This is a genomic window from Verminephrobacter aporrectodeae subsp. tuberculatae (assembly GCF_026127385.1).
In the GTDB taxonomy this organism is placed as follows: domain Bacteria; phylum Pseudomonadota; class Gammaproteobacteria; order Burkholderiales; family Burkholderiaceae_C; genus Acidovorax; species Acidovorax aporrectodeae.
This window is the reverse complement of the sequence record NZ_QZCX01000001.1, coordinates 573,160-588,237: the sequence shown is the minus strand read 5'-3', so window position 1 is coordinate 588,237 and position 15,078 is coordinate 573,160. Positions and strand designations below refer to the sequence as shown.

Genomic DNA, 15,078 nt, shown 5'->3' with positions numbered 1-15,078 from the left:
GGGTGTCTGTACGCCAGTGTAATGTGTGTTTCCGCGCCTGGGGCGCCAAAGGCTTTCATGGATTCTCTGCTGATCGCTGCCGACAATGCGCTGCGCACGCTCCTTGCCCGACCCGGCGCATCTGAGGAGACGCCCGCCCACGGCTTGGCCGAAGCCGCGCTGACCCCGGCCCAGAAAAAACGGGCCGGGGCGCTGATGCGCGTGAACCATGTGGGCGAGGTCTGCGCCCAGGCGCTCTACACCGCCCAGGCGACCGTGACGCGCGACTCCCGGCTGCGCATCCACTTGCAGCAGGCGGCGCGCGAAGAGACCGACCACCTCGCCTGGACCCGGCAAAGACTGGACGCACTGGGCGCCCGCCCCAGCCTGCTCAACCCGCTGTGGTTCGCGGGCGCCTTCGTGCTGGGTCTCGTCGCGGCCAGGGTCGGCGACCGCGTCAGTTTGGGGTTCGTGGTGGAGACGGAAAATCAGGTGGCCGCGCACCTGCAGAGCCACCTCGCGCGGCTTCCCGAGCAGGACCTGGCCTCGCGGGCCGTGGTGGCGCGCATGAAAGCGGATGAGGAGCGGCACGCAATGCAGGCCCGCGCCGCGGGGGCGCTGGAATTGCCCGCCCCCGTCCGCGCCGCCATGAAGGCCGCCGCCCGGGTGATGACCACCACGGCACACTACCTCTGAGCGCCTGCTGCCTGTTTGCGGCATGGGCCGTCAGACCTCCAGAAGCTCGAAACCGGTGGTGATCTGCGCCGTTTTGCCCAGCATGATGCTGGCCGAGCAGTATTTTTCGTGGCTCATGGCGATGGCGCGCTGCACCGCGGCGGGCGCAATGCCCTTGCCGCTGACGGTGAAATGCATGTGGATCCTGGTGAACACTTTGGGGTCCGTCTGCGCGCGCTCCGTGGTCAGTTTCACGCTGCAGCCGCGCACGTCGTGGCGGCCCCGTTTGAGGATCAGCACCACGTCATAGGCCGTGCAGCCCCCGGCGCCTGCGAGCACGGTCTCCATGGGGCGGGGCGCCAGATTCTGCCCGCCATTGCCGGGATGGACGGCGTCCGGCGCGCCGTCCATGGCCAGAACATGGCCGCTGCCGGTTTCGGCCACGAAGCCCATGCCGGATCGTGTTCCGGCCCCGCCTGTCCAACTGACTGTGCATTCCATGGATGTTCCCCTGAGTGGCATGTGGTTTTTTCGCACGCTGATCGCCCGGCGAAATGGATTCGGGGCAGATTTTGCTGCATCGCAGCAAGGTTTGCGCTACACTCCGGGGCATGCGCTGCTTTTCGACGAAGCAGATGGCAAGAGGGCCCCGGCGCCCATTGCCCCGCACCGATTGTCTCCTCCATCTCCTCAAAGGATGGATTCAGCCCCAGGCCTCACGGCCCGGGGCTTTTTTTTGCACCGGCAGCGGAATCTGCGCCGCCCCTATGATGCGGGCTCTGCCAGCCGCGCCGCGGCGGGCGCGCACCGTGCTTCCTTCGCCTCTGTCATGACCCAGCCTCTGACCCCCGCCGACTACCTGAAGAAAATCCTCACCGCCCGGGTGTACGACGTGGCGCAGGAGTCGGCCCTGGAGCCCGCCAGGGACCTCAGCCACCGGCTGCACAACCGGGTGCTCCTGAAGCGCGAGGACCAGCAGCCGGCTTTCAGCTTCAAGCTGCGCGGCGCGTACAACAAGATGGCGCAGCTCACGCCCGAGCAGCTTCGGCGCGGGGTGATCTGCGCCTCGGCCGGCAACCACGCCCAGGGCGTGGCCATGAGCGCGCACAAGCTGGGCACGCGCGCGGTCGTCGTGATGCCGACGACGACGCCCCAGCTCAAGATCGACGCCGTGAAAAATCTGGGGGGCGAGGTCGTGCTGTTTGGCGACAGCTATTCCGACGCCTACGACCACGCGGTCGAGCTCGAAAAAGAGCGGGGCCTGAGCTTCGTGCACCCCTTTGACGACCCGGACGTGATTGCCGGCGCGGGAACGGTCGCCATGGAAATCCTGCGCCAGCTGCAAGGCCTGGGCAGCAACCGGCTCGATGCCGTGTTCGTGGCCGTTGGCGGCGGGGGTCTCGTGAGCGGCGTGGCCAACTACGTCAAGGCCGTGCGGCCCGAGATCCGGGTGATCGGCGTGCAGATGAACGACTCGGACGCCATGACCCGCTCGGTGCAGGCGCATGCGCGCGTGGCGCTGGCCGACGTGGGCCTGTTCTCCGACGGCACGGCCGTCAAGCTCGTGGGCGAAGAAACCCTGCGCGTGGCGCAGGGCTTGGTGGACGGCTTCATCACCGTTGACACCGACGCCGTCTGCGCGGCCATCAAGGACGTGTTCGTGGACACACGCAGCATCGTCGAGCCTGCGGGCGCGCTGGCGGTGGCAGGGGTCAAGCAGTATGTCGCGACGCACGGGACCCGGGGCGAGACCTACGCCGCAATCCTCAGCGGCGCGAACATGAACTTCGACCGCCTGCGCTTCGTCGCCGAACGGGCCGAGGTGGGCGAGGAGCGCGAGGCGCTGCTCGCCGTCACCATCCCCGAGACGCGCGGCAGCTTCCGGCGCTTTTGCGAAGTGATCGGCGGCCTGCCCGGCGGGCCCCGCAGCGTGACCGAGTTCAACTACCGCATCAGCGATGCCGCGCGGGCGCATGTGCTCGTGGGCCTGACCACGCAGGGCAAGGGCGATTCGGAAAAGATTGCCCGCACCTTCGGCGAGCACGGCTTCGAGGCGCTGGACCTGACGCACGACGAACTCGCCAAGGAGCATCTGCGCCACCTCGTGGGCGGGCACTCGGCCCTGGCGCAGGACGAGCGCCTGATGCGCTTTACCTTCCCCGAGCGTCCCGGCGCGTTGCTCAAGTTCCTGAGCCTCATGCAGCCCACCTGGAACATCAGCCTGTTTCACTACCGCAACCAGGGCGCGGACTACGGCCGCATCCTCGTGGGCATGCAGGTGCCGCCCGGGGACGCGGCCATGTTCGACGCCTTCCTCGCCACGCTGGGCTACCCCTGCGTGGAGGCGACGCAGAACCCGGCGTACCGCCTGTTCCTGCGCGCCGAAGCGTGAGGATTCCAACGGCGCAGCCCGCGATGCAGGCCCTGCGCCACTACCTGCTGGCGGTGCAGTTTTTCACCCGCGTCCCCGTCACCGGGCCGCTGGCCGCGTGGGTGGGGTACAGCCCCGCGATGCTGCACGCCAGCGCGGCGCATCTGCCGGGCGTCGGCTGGCTCGTGGCCCTGGTCGCCGGCGGCGTCTATGCGGCGCTGTACGGGGCGCTGGCCCCGAGCCCGCTGGCTCCGGCCGTGGCGGCCGTGTTCTGCACCCTGGCCAGCGTGCTGGTGACGGGCGGCCTGCACGAGGATGGCCTCGCGGACCTGGCCGACGGCCTGGGCGGCAGCGCCGACCGCGCGCGCTCGCTCGACATCATGAAGGACGCGCGCATCGGCGCCTTCGGGGTCCTGGCCCTGGTGCTCGCGCTCCTGGCCAAACTCGGCCTGCTGGCGCTGCTGGGCGCGCACGGCCTGCGCAGCGCGCTCGTGGCCTTGGCCGGGGCGCATGTGCTGTCGCGCCTGTGGCCCCTGCTCATCATGCGCCGCCTGCCCCACGTGGGCGACGCCGCGCGCTCCAGGAGCCGGCCACTCGCCGGAAAGCCATCCGGCCAAGCGCTGGCCGCGGCGGCCCTGTGGTGTTTCGCGCCGCTGGCGCTGGTCGGATACGCCTTGCACGCGCCGTGCCTGATGGCCGCGATGGCCGCGAGCGGACTCGCCGCCGCCTGGATGCTGCGCTGGTTTGCGCGCCGCCTGCAGGGCTACACGGGTGACTGCCTGGGCGCCGCGCAGCAGGTCGGTGAAATCGGCTTCTACCTGGGTGCAGCGCTCGCCCTGCGCTGGGTGTGAGCGTCCCCGCACCCCCCGCGGCCCGCCTCTGGCTGGTGCGCCATGCGGCCGCCCTGGTGAGCCCCGGCATCTGCTACGGTGCGCTCGACCTGCCCGCTGACGCCACGGCGACCCGCAGCGCCGCAGCGCGCCTGGCGGCCGCCCTGCCGTCGCAACCCCGGGTGTTCCACTCGCCGTTGCAACGCTGCGCGCAGCTGGCGCTGGAACTGCAAGCGCGCAGGCCCGATGCGCGCTCCCGACCCGACGCCCGCCTGCGCGAAATGGACTTCGGCGCCTGGGAAGGGCGGGCCTGGAAAGCCATCGGCAAAGGCCCCATCGACGCCTGGACGGCGGCATTCACCATCCATGCGCCCGGCGGCGGCGAGAGACTGGGTGCGCTGCTTGCCCGCGTATCGGCGGCGCTGCAAGCGGCCCGGCAACTGCACGCCGAACAGGGCGTGGCGGACGTGGTGTGGATCACCCACGCCGGTGTGGCGCGCTGCGTGGCCTGGTTGCAGGCGCACGGCGATGGGCCGCTGCCCCGCTGCGGCGAGTGGCCGGTGGCGGCGCCGGGCTGCGGCGGCTGGGAGCTGAGGGTGCTGGCCTGAAACGCCGCTGCGCCTGCATCAAGGGGAGCGACCAGCTCCAACCCGGTCTCCGGGCTACGCGAACCGGCTCGTATCCACCCGCGCGCTGCTGCGCGCGAGCCGGGCCGCGATCTCTGCGCGCGTCGGGGGCGCGCAGCCGACCCGTTCCACGCACAGGCTGGCGCTGGCCAGCGCGTGCTGCAGCACGGCGTGCATGTCCGTCTCGTCCATCGGCGCCATCAGGCTCGGGCCGCGTGCGTGGCGCTCCAGCAGGGCGGTGATCAGCCCCGCCAAAAAGCAATCCCCGGCACCGACCGTGTCCACCAGGTCCACCGGCGTGCGCTCGCGCGCGTGGCAGGCCGCGCCGCCGCGCTGCAGCAGCAGCGCGCCCTGCGCGCCCAGCGTCAGCGCCAGCCACTGCGCGGGGGTGGTTTGCAGCAGCCGCTGCGCGCGCTCCAGCGCGGTGGCGCCGGGCAGGTCCAGGGCCTCCAGGTCGTCGTCGCTCACCTTGATGAGGTGCGCTTGCTGCAGCGCCTGGTGCACGTTCGCGCGGTAGGCGTCGGCAGCGCCCGCGGCGGACAGGCGCAGGTTTGCGTCGACCGCCACCATGCGGCCCGCGGCGCGCTGCGCCGCCAGCCAGGGCTGGTACTTGGCGGCGTCCTGCGCCACCAGCGCCAGACAGCCCGTGGCCACGACCTGCAGGCCCGGCTGCGCCGCGCAGGCGGCGTTCAGCGCCTGCGCCGTGATGGCGCGGTCGGCCACGCCGTCGCGGTAGAAGCTGTAGCTGGCTTTGCCATCGGCGTCCAGGGCGGCCAGCGCCAGCGCGGTGGGCAGCGCCACCGGTGCGGGCGCGGCCAGCGCCACGGCGGCCGCGTGCAGGCCCTGGGCGAGCTGGCGCCCGAGCCGGTCGGCAGACAGCGGGTTCAGGTACAGCGTGCCCACGCCCTGCAGGCCGAGCGCGCGCGCCAAGTTGTAGACCGCGCCGCCGGCGCAGGGCCGCAGGCGCCCGTCGGGCTCTTCGATCAGGTCGTACAAGGCCTCGCCTGCGGTGGCGACCTGGACGCCGGGCAGGGGCTGCGGAGCGCTTGTCGGGCTAGGGAAAACCATAGCTAAATCCACTTGATTTATTAATTCACTGGCGACTATAGTGCCGTCCCGGCCACCCGACAAGAGTGGTTTCCCTGCCGGCTTCCAGTGGGCAGGCCGGCAAGTCCAACCCAGGAGACACACGTGATGCAACGCCCCCCCGCTTTCTTGCTCTCTGCCCTCGCGCTGTCCGGCGCCATGGCCTGCGGCCTGGCCCAGGCCGCCGAGCCGGTGATCGGTCTGATCACCAAGACCGAAACCAACCCCTTTTTCGTGAAGATGAAAGAGGGCGCTGCCGCCGAAGCCAAGAAGCTCGGCGCCAAGCTGGTGGCGGCCGCCGGCAAGGCCGACGGGGACAACGCTGGCCAGGTGACGGCGCTGGAAAACCTGGTGGCCGCGGGTGCCAAGACCATCCTCATCGCCCCGAGCGACGCCAAGGCCATCGTGCCGGCGATCCGCAAGGCCCAGGCCCTCGGTGTGATGGTGATTGCGCTGGACAGCCCGACCGAGCCGATGGACGTCGCCGACGCCTTGTTTGCCACCGACAACTACAAGGCCGGCGAGTTGATCGGCCAGTACGCCAAGGCCGCGACGGCCGGCAAAACGCCGGTGATCGCGATGCTCGACCTGTACCCCGGCCACCCGGTAGGCGCGCAACGGCACAACGGTTTCCTCAAGGGCTTTGGTCTGCCAACCCATGATGCGAAGAGCAATGAGTTGGCACGCCCGGCCGAAGTGGTCTGCATGGCCGACAGCTTCGGCAACCGCGCCAAGGGCCAGACCGCGATGGAAAACTGCCTGCAGAAGAACCCCGACATCAACATCCTCTACACCCTCAACGAGCCCGCAGCGGCCGGGGCCTATAACGCGCTCAAGGCCGCGGGCAAGGAGAGGAACGTGCTCATCGTGTCGGTGGACGGCGGTTGCGCCGGCATTGCCGACGTCGGCCGGGGGGTGATTGCGGCCACCAGCCAGCAGTACCCGCTGCGCATGGCGGCCATGGGGGTGGCGGCGGGCGTGGAATACGCCAGGACCGGCAAGAAGGCCAGCGGCTATACCGACACCGGCGTGACGCTGATTGCGGGCACGCCGCAGGCCGGCGTAGACAGCAAGGACGTGAAGACCGGCGCGGACCTGTGCTGGGGGACGAAGTGAGGCAGCCCCGAGGCGCCTGCGGCGCCGCAGCGCCCGCTGGCCGGGGCCCTGTCCGGTGCGCGCGATGCGGGTGGTGACGCAGGACCCGGAGTTGCCCATGCCATCGACCGCTTTCCGAAGGTCCCCGCTGGCCACGTTGGCCGCGCTGGGCCCCTTCGTTGCGCTGATTCTGGCCTGCGCGTTCTTTGCCTCGCAGAGTGAGCGCTTCTTGTCGGCGCAGAATTTCGCGCTGATCCTGCAGCAGGTCATGGTGGTGGCGGTGATCGCGATTGGCCAGACGCTGGTGATCCTGACCGCCGGCATCGATTTGTCCTGCGGCATGGTGATGGCGCTCGGCGGCATCGTGATGACCCGGGTGGCGGCGGACTACGGCCTGTCGGCGCCGGCGGCGATCGCCTGCGGCATCGCGGTGACGGTGCTGTTCGGCCTGGTCAACGGCCTGCTGGTCACGAAGATCGCGCTGCCGCCGTTCATCGTGACGCTGGGCACGCTGAACATCGCGTTCGCGGCCACGCAGCTGTACTCGGGCGCGCAGACCATCACCGACATCCCCGACGGCATGACCCTGCTGGGCCGCACATTCCAGCTTGGCCAGACCGCCATCGTGTGGGGCGCGGTGCTGATGCTGGCGCTGTACCTGGTCACCTGGTTCGCGCTGCGCGAGACTGCCCCGGGACGCCATGTCTACGCCGTGGGCAACAACCCCGAGGCCACGCGCTTGACCGGCATTGCCACCGACCGGGTGCTGCTCGGCGTGTACATGCTCGCCGGCCTGTTCTACGGCATCGCCGCGCTGCTGTCGGTGGCCCGCACCGGCGCCGGCGACCCGAACGCGGGCCAGACCGAGAACCTGGACGCAATCAGCGCCGTGGTGCTCGGCGGAACCAGCCTGTTCGGCGGGCGCGGAATGGTTCTGGGCACGCTGGTCGGGGCGCTGATCGTGGGCGTGTTCCGCAACGGCCTGACGCTGATGGGCGTGTCCTCGGTCTACCAGATCCTGGTCACCGGCATCCTGGTGATTCTGGCCGTGACCACCGACCAGCTCTCGCGCAAGGGGGTGCGCTGATGCCTGCCGCTGCCCCCACCGCGAGCCGCGCACTGGTGATGCAGGCCCGGGGCCTGGTCAAGCGCTATGGCCAGGTCACCGCGCTCGACGGCGCCGACTTCGAGCTGCGCGCGGGCGAGATCCTGGCCGTGATCGGCGACAACGGCGCGGGCAAGTCGAGTTTGATCAAGGCGCTCTCGGGCGCCACGGTGCCCGACGCGGGCGAGATCCTGCTCGACGGCCAGCGCATCCATTTCAAAAGCCCCATCGACGCGCGCCGGGCCGGAATCGAGACCGTGTACCAGGACCTTGCCGTGGCCCCGGCGATGACGATTGCCGAGAACCTGTTCCTGGGCCGCGAGCTGCGCCGCCCCGGCATTTTGGGCCGCGTGCTGCGCATGCTCGACAAGAAGAAGATGCTCGAGGCCAGCGTGGCGCGCATGGCCGAGCTCAAGGTCGGAATCCGTTCCATGACGCAGGCCGTGGAGACGCTCTCGGGCGGCCAGCGCCAATGCGTTGCCGTGGCGCGCGCGGCGGCGTTTGCGCGGCACGTGGTGATCATGGACGAGCCCACGGCGGCGCTGGGCGTCAGGGAGGGCCGCATGGTGCTCGAGCTCATCTGCCGCGTGCGCGAGCAGGGCCTGCCGGTGATACTCATCAGCCACAACATGCCCTATGTGTTCGAGGTCGCCGACCGCATCCACATCGCCCGGCTGGGCCGGCGCGCCGCCGTGGTCCACCCGGGAAAGATCAGCATGAGCGACACCGTGGCCGTGATGACGGGTGCGCTGCCGGCGAGCGAACTGCCGCCGGAATGCCTGGCCTGATTTCCCTTACGACGACGCACCAGGAAACCCATGCTCAAAGGAATCGACCCCCTGCTCGGCCCGGACCTGCTCCATCTGCTCGCCGGGATGGGGCACGACGAGGCGCTGGTGCTCGCCGACGCGAACTTCACGGCCATGCGCCTGGGCGCGGGCAGACCCGTGCTGCGCCTGCCCGGCGTGGGCATGGTGCGCGCGCTGCAGGCCGTCACCAGCGTGCTGCCGCTGGCCGAAGACGTGCCGCAGCCGGTGGCGTACATGCAGGTCGGCGGCACCGAGCCGCCCTACCGCTCGGCGCTGCAACGCGAAGCCATGGCGCTGCTCGGCGACCTGGGCTTGCACAGCGGGCAGGTGGAAGCCGTGGAGCGCTTTGCGTTCTATGAACGCGCAAAGCAGGCCTGCGCCATCGTCGTCACGGGCGAGCTGCAACCCTGGGGCAATTTCATCCTGCGCAAGGGCGTGATCGGCGACAGCCTGCGCCCCTGAACCCTGCCATGCGGCCTGCCGACATGAGCGCCCCCGCGCTGCACGACGCCACCCCGGCCGGGGTGGCAGCGCCCGCGCTGCTGTGCCAGCGCGGCTCCAACCACGTGGGGCTGCGCCAGTTCAACGAGCGCGCGGTGCTCCAGGCGCTGCGCGCGCACGGCAGCCTGGCCAAGGCCGAGATCGCGCGCATGACCGGCCTCACGCCGCAGACCATCGGCCTGATCACGGCGCGGCTCGACGCAGACCAGCTGCTGCGCCGCGAGGCACCCGTGCGCGGCCGCGTGGGGCAGCCCTCGGTGCCCATCGGCCTGAACCCCGACGGCGCCTTTGCCATCGGCATCCAGATCGGCCGGCGCAGCGCGCAATGGATGCTGCTGGACTTTGCCGGCCAGCTACGCGAGCGCATCGTGCTCGACTACGCCTTCCCCGACACCGACCTGCTGCTGCCCGCCATGCGCCGCCATCTGAACCGGCTGCTCGACGGTCTGGGAGCGCTGCGCACGCGCGTGGTCGGCGTGGGCGTTGCCGCGCCGTTGCAGCTGGGCGGCTGGCACCGCATGCTCGGACTGACTGCGGCGCAGTCGCAGGCCTGGAACCGCATCGACCTGGCCGCGCAGGTGCAGCGGCTGACCGAGTTGCCCGTGCATTTCGCCCGGGACACCGTGGCCGCCTGCGTGGCCGAACTGCTCCAGGGCCGGGGGCGCGACATCCCGAGCTTTCTGTACCTGTTCATGGACACCTTCGTGGGCGGCGCGCTGGTGCTCGATTCGCGGCTGCACCGGGGCCTGCACGGCAACGCCGGCGCCGTGGCCTCGCTGCCGCTGGCCGTGGCGCAGGGCGCCGAGGGCAGCGCGCTGCCCGCGCAGCTCATCAGCCAGGCCTCGCTGTGGGACCTGGAGCAGCGCCTGCGCGAGCACGGCCTGGACCCCCTGGCCGCGTACGACGAACGCGCGCTGCAAGCGCCCTGGGCGGCGCACGGCCAGGCCTGGATCGCCCGCGCCGCGCCCGCGCTCGCGCACTGCATCGTCTCGGCAACGGCCTTTCTCGACCTGGACGCCGTGGTCCTCGACGCCGCCACCGCGCCCGACCTGCTGCAGGCGCTGGTCGGGCGCGTGCGCCAGGCGCTGCACGCCTGCAACTGGGAGGGCCTGCACGCGCCCCCGCGGCTGGAACTGGGTAGCATCGGCTCCGACGCGCGCGCGCTCGGCGGCGCGCTGCTGCCGCTGCACGCCTGCTTTGCGCCCGACAACGATGTCTTTCTGAAGACCGTGGACAGGCTCTGAATATCAGCCCTTTCAAGAGCTGGGTAGATTCGCAACCGACCGCGCCCGACCGCAGCGCAGCTACTGCTTGTTCCAGGTGGCGACCTGCTGCGTGATGTACGCATTCAGCGCGTTGAGGCTGCTCAGTTGCTTGTCCAGCGCGGTGTAGCGCTGCGTGATGCGTTGCTCGAACGCGTCCGCCTGCGCATTCACCTGGGCCTGGCTCTGGTCGTTGCGATTGAGGCTGGCGCTCAGGGTGTTTGCCTTGGATTGGAAGAACCCGTCGCTGGACAGCAGTTGCTTGCCGAGCGCCTGCACGCGCAGCGCGACGCCGTTCGTGCCGGAAAAAAGGGTTTTCACGCCCTCCGGGTTCTTCTCCAGCGCCTGCGCGAGCCGGGTCGGGTCCACGGCCAGATCGCCGCCGAGTTGCTGTGTGACGCCAATGTCGGCCAGGTACTGGAACGCGCCCCCGGCCGCGCTGTCCGAGTCGATCGCGCGGCGCAAGGCGTTGTGCAGCGCAATCACCGTCGAATCGCCCTGGAGCAAGCCGGCCGTGCGCGTCTGGGCGTCGTACTTGGTCGCCTCTTGCAGCAGCTGGTTGACGGCGTTGTACGCCTTCACCAGCGCATCGACGTCCGACTGGACCGCCGTATCGTCCTTGCGCACCGTGATCTCGACGGGGCCGGTCGTCACCTGGTGCGCCGTGAAAGTCACGCCCTCCACCGTTGCGGCAAAGGTATTCGTGGCGCTGGAGACCGCGATGCCGTTCACCGTGGCCCGGGCGTCGGCCGCGGCCTGCGTTACGGTGTTGCCTGTCCCCAGGCGGGACAGGCCGGACGCGCCGTCCGGGGCCTGCGTGACGGTGAGGGAAAACTGCGCGTCCAGCCCCGTGGCTTTGCCGCGCAGCAGCAGGCGCTCGCCCGAGGCGTCGCTCAGGACCGACGCCGTCACCCCCGCGTCCGCCGCGTTGATCTTGCGCACGACGTCCTTGAGCCGGTCGGTGGCGCTGACGTCGATGTCCACGGGCGTGGCGGCATCGGGGCGGCCCAGCAGCAGCCGGATGCGTCCCGCGCCCACGGGCGCGCCCACGGGAAGCAGCGCGGCAGACGCAGTGCTCTGCGCCTGCGCCAAGTGCTGAACCTCGACGGTGAAACTGGTCGGCGGGGTCGTGTCCAGCGCCGTCGCAGAGACCTGTTTGGCGTCCGAGGAACTGGCGCTGACGGTGTCCCAGCGCGCCGCGCCGCTCAGGCGGCCCGCCGCGTCGCTGAGCGTGGCGACCAGCGACTTGATCTGGCCGATGGCAGAGATTTCGGTACGCACCGTCGCCGCTTGCAGCTTGAGCGTGTCCAGGGGCTGTCTCTCCAGCGCGACGAGCTGGGAAATGATGCTCTTGACGTCCAGTCCATTGGTCCCGATTCCCGGGGATGAAATATTTGCCATGCCAAGCTCCTGAGCGGCGCCAACGCAGGCGCCCGACGGCGTTCACCGGGGCGCCGTGCGCGCCACCCACGGCCCATAGGTTGGTTAGCGCAACAGGGCGAGCACGCCCTGGGGCAGCTGGTTCGCCTGCGCGACCATTGCCGTGCCGGCCTGCTGCAGAATCTGCGTGCGCGAGAGGTTCGCCGTTTCCGCAGCGAAGTCGGCGTCCAGAATCCGCGAGCGGGAAGCGGACAGGTTTTCCGAAGTGATTTGCAGATTGCTGATCGTGCTCTCGAAGCGCGATTGCAGCGCCCCGAGCTTGGCGCGCTCGCTGTTGATGAAGGTCAGCGCCGAGTCCACGGTCTTCAGGGCGTCGGTGGCGACGGTGAAGGTGCTCACGTCCAGGCCGGCGACGGTGTGCAGCTGCGAGCCGCCGTTGTTCAGCTGGTTGCTGGCCGAGGCGACGGAGAACGAGCGCTCCGAATCCAGCGTGATGTAGCCGCCGGTGTTCACGAAATTGGCGACGGCGTCGACGGCCATCGTGCGCCCCGCGCCGAAGCTCGTGCCCGCCGCGTTGTAGCCCGTGACCGTGACGGGCGCGGCGTTGGGGATCTCCGTGTCGCTCACCACGATGTTGTTTCCCGTGGCGTTGGTCAGAACGATCTGGCTGCCGTCGGCGCTCAGCCAGGCGTTGATTCCGGTTTTTGCCGACTGCTCATTGATCGCGGACACGGCGGTGGACAGGCGGTCGGCGCCGGTGGCCGACGTCAGGGTGAAGGAAACCGTCTGGGCGTTGCCCAGGTTGTCGCCCTCGAGCTTCAGCGTGTACCCGCCCACGGCGGCCATGCCGCCCAGGTGCACCTCGGTGCGGGCCGTTGCCGTCACGCCGGTGTCCGCCTTGAGCGCATTGATCTGATCGGCGGTGGCCTTGGCCGTGTCGCTCAGGGCCACGGTCAGGGTGCCGGTTCCCAGGTAGCCGCTGACGGCCATGGTCCCCGCAGTCACGCCGTTGGTTCCGGTCCCGTGGTTGGTTGGGTCCGTGACCACGACATCCGCCGAGCCGGGGCCCGAGCCGTTGGCGGCCAGGTTCTGGTTGTTGCCGTACACGCTGGTGCGCATGTTCACGGTGGCCGCGACGATGGTCTGGTTCGCGTTCGCGCCCACCTGGAATTGCTGCGTTCCAAAGCTGCCGTCGAGCAGCCTGGTGCCGCTGAATTCCGTGGTCTGCGCGATGCGGTCGAGTTCCGCGACCAGCTGACCCACTTCGCGCTGCAAGGCCTGGCGATCGACGGCGCTGTTCGTGGCGTTCGCCGACTGCACCGCGAGCTCGCGCACGCGCTGCAAGATGTCCCCGGCGGACTTGAGTGCGCCCTCCGTGGTCTGCGCGAGCGAGATGCCGTCGTTGGCGTTGCGCGCCGCCTGGTTCAGGCCGCGGATCTGGGTCGTGAAGCGCTCGGTGATCGCCAGGCCCGCGGCGTCGTCCTTGGCGCTGTTGATGCGCAGGCCCGACGACAGGCGCTGGATCGACTGACTCAGCGAAGCCTGGCTCAGGCCCAGGTTGCGCTGCGCGGTCAGCGTGTTGATGTTCGTATTGATGGTGGAAGCCATGGCGAATCTCCAGAAAAAAACAGATCAAAAAGGCGTTAGCGCGGGCGCCGGGCCGGCTTGCAAAGGGTTCCCTGCGGCTTGCGGGCCAGCGGGTGAACGGCGGGCCGCCGAGAGCCTGTCTGCGATCCGTTGCCATGGTTTTCGGGGTGCCGTCGGAAAACTTGAGGGGGGCAAGGCCGCCGCTGGTCGGCTCTTGTGCCGCTTATCCGCCCAACGCTCCCTTAGCGCAGCAGGGCGAGCACGCCCTGGGGCAGCTGGTTCGCCTGCGCGACCATCGCCGTGCCGGCCTGCTGGAGAATCTGCGTGCGCGAGAGGTTCGCCGTTTCCGCAGCGAAGTCGGCGTCCAGAATCCGCGAGCGGGAAGCGGACAGGTTTTCCGAAGTGATTTGCAGATTGCTGATCGTGCTCTCGAAGCGCGCTTGCAGCGCCCCGAGCTTGGCGCGCTCGCTGCTCACGAAGGTCAGTGCCGAGTCCACGGTCTTCAGGGCGTCGGTGGCGCTGGTGAAGCGGCTCACGTCCAGGCCGGCGACGGTGTGCAGCTGCGAGCCGCCGTTGCTCAGCTGGTTGCTGGCCGAGGCGACGGCGAACGAGCGCTCCGAATCCAGCATGATGTAGCCGCCGATGTTGACGAAACTTGCGACGGCGTCGACGGTCAGCGCGCGCCCCGTGCCGACGATTGTGCCCGCCGCGTCGTAGCCCGTGACCGTGACGGGCGCGGCGTTGGGGATCGTCGTGTCGCCCACCACGATGTTGTTTCCCGTGGCGTTGCTCAGAACGATCTGGCTGCCGTCGGCGGTCAGCCAGGCGTTGATTCCGGTTTTTGCCGACTGCTCATTGATCGCGGACACGGCGGCGGACAGGCGGTCGGTGCCGCTGGTCGACGTCAGGGTGAAGGAAACTGTCTGGGCGTTGCCCAGGTTGTCGCCCTCGAGCCTCAGCGTGTACCCGCCCACGGCGGCCATGCCGTCCAGATGCACCTCGGTGCGGGCCGTTGCCGCCACGCCGGTGCTTGCCTTGAGCGCATTGATCTGATCGGCGGTGGCCTTGGCCGTGTCGCTCAGGGCCACGGTCAGGGTGCCGGTTCCCAGGTAGCCGCTGATGGCCACGGACCCCGCGAGCACGCCGTTGGTTCCGGTCCCGCCGTTGGCTGGGGTCGTGGCCTGGACATCCGGCGCACCCAAGCCCGAGCCGTCGGCGGCCAGGTTCTGGTTATTGCCGTACACGCTGGTACGCAGGTTCACGGTGGCCGCGACGATGGTCTGGTTCGCGTTCGCGCCCACCTGGAATTGCTGCGTTCCAAAGCTGCCGTCGAGCAGCCTGGTGCCGCTGAATTCCGTGGTCTGCGCGATGCGGTCGAGCTCCGCGACCAGCTGACCCACTTCGCGCTGCAATGCCTGGCGATCGACGGCGCTGTTCGTGGCGTTCGCCGACTGCACCGCGAGTTCGCGCACGCGCTGCAGGATGTCCCCGGCGGACTTGAGCGCGCCCTCGGTGGTCTGCGCCAGCGAGATGCCGTCGTTGGCGTTGCGCGCCGCCTGGTTCAGGCCGCGGACCTGGGTCGTGAAGCGCTCGGTGATCGCCAGGCCCGCGGCGTCGTCCTTGGCGCTGTTGACGCGCAGGCCTGACGACAGGCGCTGGATCGACTGACTCAGCGAAGCCTGGCTCAGGCCCAGGTTGCGCTGCGCGGTCAGCGTGTTGATGTTCGTATTGATGGTGGAAGCCATGGCGAATCTCCAGAAACCAAGGTCCCC

Annotated in this window: 14 protein-coding genes; 9 read left to right on the top strand and 5 right to left on the bottom strand. The window is 69.7% G+C overall.

The genetic code is table 11. The features are described 5' to 3' along the window. Positions 1 to 57 precede the first annotated feature (57 nt). Complete coding sequence (coq7, locus tag D5041_RS02295) at positions 58 to 675, top strand: 2-polyprenyl-3-methyl-6-methoxy-1,4-benzoquinone monooxygenase (RefSeq protein ID WP_265283785.1); 618 nt, start codon at positions 58 to 60, stop codon at positions 673 to 675. Between the two features lie 30 nt (positions 676 to 705). Here coq7 and D5041_RS02290 read toward each other — a convergent pair whose 3' ends face one another. Next, positions 706 to 1,155, bottom strand: coding sequence for an OsmC family protein (locus tag D5041_RS02290; RefSeq protein ID WP_010103071.1), 450 nt, complete (start codon positions 1,153 to 1,155; stop codon positions 706 to 708). A gap of 328 nt (positions 1,156 to 1,483) precedes the next feature. Between D5041_RS02290 and ilvA the strand changes: the two genes are divergently transcribed. The 3 genes from ilvA to D5041_RS02275 are packed head-to-tail and all read left to right on the top strand — an operon-like array spanning position 1,484 to position 4,463. Then, positions 1,484 to 3,046, top strand: coding sequence for a threonine ammonia-lyase, biosynthetic (gene ilvA, locus D5041_RS02285; RefSeq protein ID WP_265283784.1), 1,563 nt, complete (start codon positions 1,484 to 1,486; stop codon positions 3,044 to 3,046). A 23-nt stretch (positions 3,047 to 3,069) separates the two neighbouring features. Then, the gene (locus tag D5041_RS02280) at positions 3,070 to 3,876 is read left to right on the top strand and encodes an adenosylcobinamide-GDP ribazoletransferase (RefSeq protein WP_265284365.1); all 807 of its coding nucleotides are present in this window, start codon (positions 3,070 to 3,072) and stop codon (positions 3,874 to 3,876) included. Continuing rightward, positions 3,873 to 4,463 carry a histidine phosphatase family protein gene (locus D5041_RS02275; protein WP_265283783.1) on the top strand — a complete coding sequence of 197 codons (591 nt, stop codon included), beginning with the start codon at positions 3,873 to 3,875 and terminating at the stop codon, positions 4,461 to 4,463. The genes D5041_RS02280 and D5041_RS02275 overlap by 4 nt, the downstream gene beginning before the upstream one ends. A gap of 54 nt (positions 4,464 to 4,517) precedes the next feature. Here the strand turns inward: D5041_RS02275 and D5041_RS02270 are convergent, their stop codons facing one another. After that, positions 4,518 to 5,549: a PfkB family carbohydrate kinase gene (locus D5041_RS02270; RefSeq protein ID WP_265283782.1), complete on the bottom strand. Its 1,032-nt coding sequence runs from the start codon at positions 5,547 to 5,549 to the stop codon at positions 4,518 to 4,520. Between the two features lie 126 nt (positions 5,550 to 5,675). Here D5041_RS02270 and D5041_RS02265 point away from each other — a divergent pair, with 126 nt between their 5' ends. The 5 genes from D5041_RS02265 (at position 5,676) to D5041_RS02245 (ending at position 10,321) form a co-directional block, all read left to right on the top strand. Further along, a complete protein-coding gene (locus tag D5041_RS02265; RefSeq protein WP_265283781.1) occupies positions 5,676 to 6,683 on the top strand; it encodes a sugar ABC transporter substrate-binding protein in 1,008 nt (335 codons plus the stop codon). 97 nt (positions 6,684 to 6,780) lie between these two features. Beyond that, the gene (locus tag D5041_RS02260; RefSeq protein ID WP_029554691.1) at positions 6,781 to 7,749 is read left to right on the top strand and encodes an ABC transporter permease; all 969 of its coding nucleotides are present in this window, start codon (positions 6,781 to 6,783) and stop codon (positions 7,747 to 7,749) included. Next, entirely contained in the window at positions 7,749 to 8,555 is an 807-nt protein-coding gene (locus D5041_RS02255) for an ATP-binding cassette domain-containing protein (protein WP_010109900.1), read from the top strand. The genes D5041_RS02260 and D5041_RS02255 overlap by 1 nt, the downstream gene beginning before the upstream one ends. A gap of 30 nt (positions 8,556 to 8,585) precedes the next feature. Continuing rightward, complete coding sequence (locus D5041_RS02250; protein ID WP_265283780.1) at positions 8,586 to 9,038, top strand: RbsD/FucU family protein; 453 nt, start codon at positions 8,586 to 8,588, stop codon at positions 9,036 to 9,038. Between the two features lie 8 nt (positions 9,039 to 9,046). Beyond that, the gene (locus D5041_RS02245) at positions 9,047 to 10,321 is read left to right on the top strand and encodes an ROK family transcriptional regulator (RefSeq protein WP_407702204.1); all 1,275 of its coding nucleotides are present in this window, start codon (positions 9,047 to 9,049) and stop codon (positions 10,319 to 10,321) included. A 60-nt stretch (positions 10,322 to 10,381) separates the two neighbouring features. Here D5041_RS02245 and fliD read toward each other — a convergent pair whose 3' ends face one another. The 3 genes from fliD to D5041_RS02230 all read right to left on the bottom strand — a co-directional run bounded on the left by fliD (position 10,382) and on the right by D5041_RS02230 (position 15,051). Further along, entirely contained in the window at positions 10,382 to 11,740 is a 1,359-nt protein-coding gene (gene fliD, locus D5041_RS02240; RefSeq protein ID WP_010110386.1) for a flagellar filament capping protein FliD, read from the bottom strand. An 84-nt stretch (positions 11,741 to 11,824) separates the two neighbouring features. Next, complete coding sequence (locus D5041_RS02235; protein WP_010110384.1) at positions 11,825 to 13,327, bottom strand: flagellin N-terminal helical domain-containing protein; 1,503 nt, start codon at positions 13,325 to 13,327, stop codon at positions 11,825 to 11,827. Between the two features lie 221 nt (positions 13,328 to 13,548). Then, positions 13,549 to 15,051 carry a flagellin N-terminal helical domain-containing protein gene (locus tag D5041_RS02230; RefSeq protein WP_265283779.1) on the bottom strand — a complete coding sequence of 501 codons (1,503 nt, stop codon included), beginning with the start codon at positions 15,049 to 15,051 and terminating at the stop codon, positions 13,549 to 13,551. Positions 15,052 to 15,078: the final 27 nt, after the last annotated feature.

Excerpts from the sequence above, each read along its gene's own strand:
- coq7 (WP_265283785.1), top strand. The coding sequence starts at position 58 with ATGGATTCTCTGCTGATCGCTGCCGACAATGCGCTGCGCACGCTCCTT.
- D5041_RS02290 (WP_010103071.1), bottom strand. The coding sequence starts at position 1,155 with ATGGAATGCACAGTCAGTTGGACAGGCGGGGCCGGAACACGATCCGGC.
- ilvA (WP_265283784.1), top strand. The coding sequence starts at position 1,484 with ATGACCCAGCCTCTGACCCCCGCCGACTACCTGAAGAAAATCCTCACC.
- D5041_RS02280 (WP_265284365.1), top strand. The coding sequence starts at position 3,070 with ATGCAGGCCCTGCGCCACTACCTGCTGGCGGTGCAGTTTTTCACCCGC.
- D5041_RS02270 (WP_265283782.1), bottom strand. The coding sequence starts at position 5,549 with ATGGTTTTCCCTAGCCCGACAAGCGCTCCGCAGCCCCTGCCCGGCGTC.
- D5041_RS02265 (WP_265283781.1), top strand. The coding sequence starts at position 5,676 with ATGCAACGCCCCCCCGCTTTCTTGCTCTCTGCCCTCGCGCTGTCCGGC.
- D5041_RS02260 (WP_029554691.1), top strand. The coding sequence starts at position 6,781 with ATGCCATCGACCGCTTTCCGAAGGTCCCCGCTGGCCACGTTGGCCGCG.
- D5041_RS02255 (WP_010109900.1), top strand. The coding sequence starts at position 7,749 with ATGCCTGCCGCTGCCCCCACCGCGAGCCGCGCACTGGTGATGCAGGCC.
- D5041_RS02250 (WP_265283780.1), top strand. The coding sequence starts at position 8,586 with ATGCTCAAAGGAATCGACCCCCTGCTCGGCCCGGACCTGCTCCATCTG.
- D5041_RS02245 (WP_407702204.1), top strand. The coding sequence starts at position 9,047 with ATGCGGCCTGCCGACATGAGCGCCCCCGCGCTGCACGACGCCACCCCG.
- fliD (WP_010110386.1), bottom strand. The coding sequence starts at position 11,740 with ATGGCAAATATTTCATCCCCGGGAATCGGGACCAATGGACTGGACGTC.
- D5041_RS02235 (WP_010110384.1), bottom strand. The coding sequence starts at position 13,327 with ATGGCTTCCACCATCAATACGAACATCAACACGCTGACCGCGCAGCGC.
- D5041_RS02230 (WP_265283779.1), bottom strand. The coding sequence starts at position 15,051 with ATGGCTTCCACCATCAATACGAACATCAACACGCTGACCGCGCAGCGC.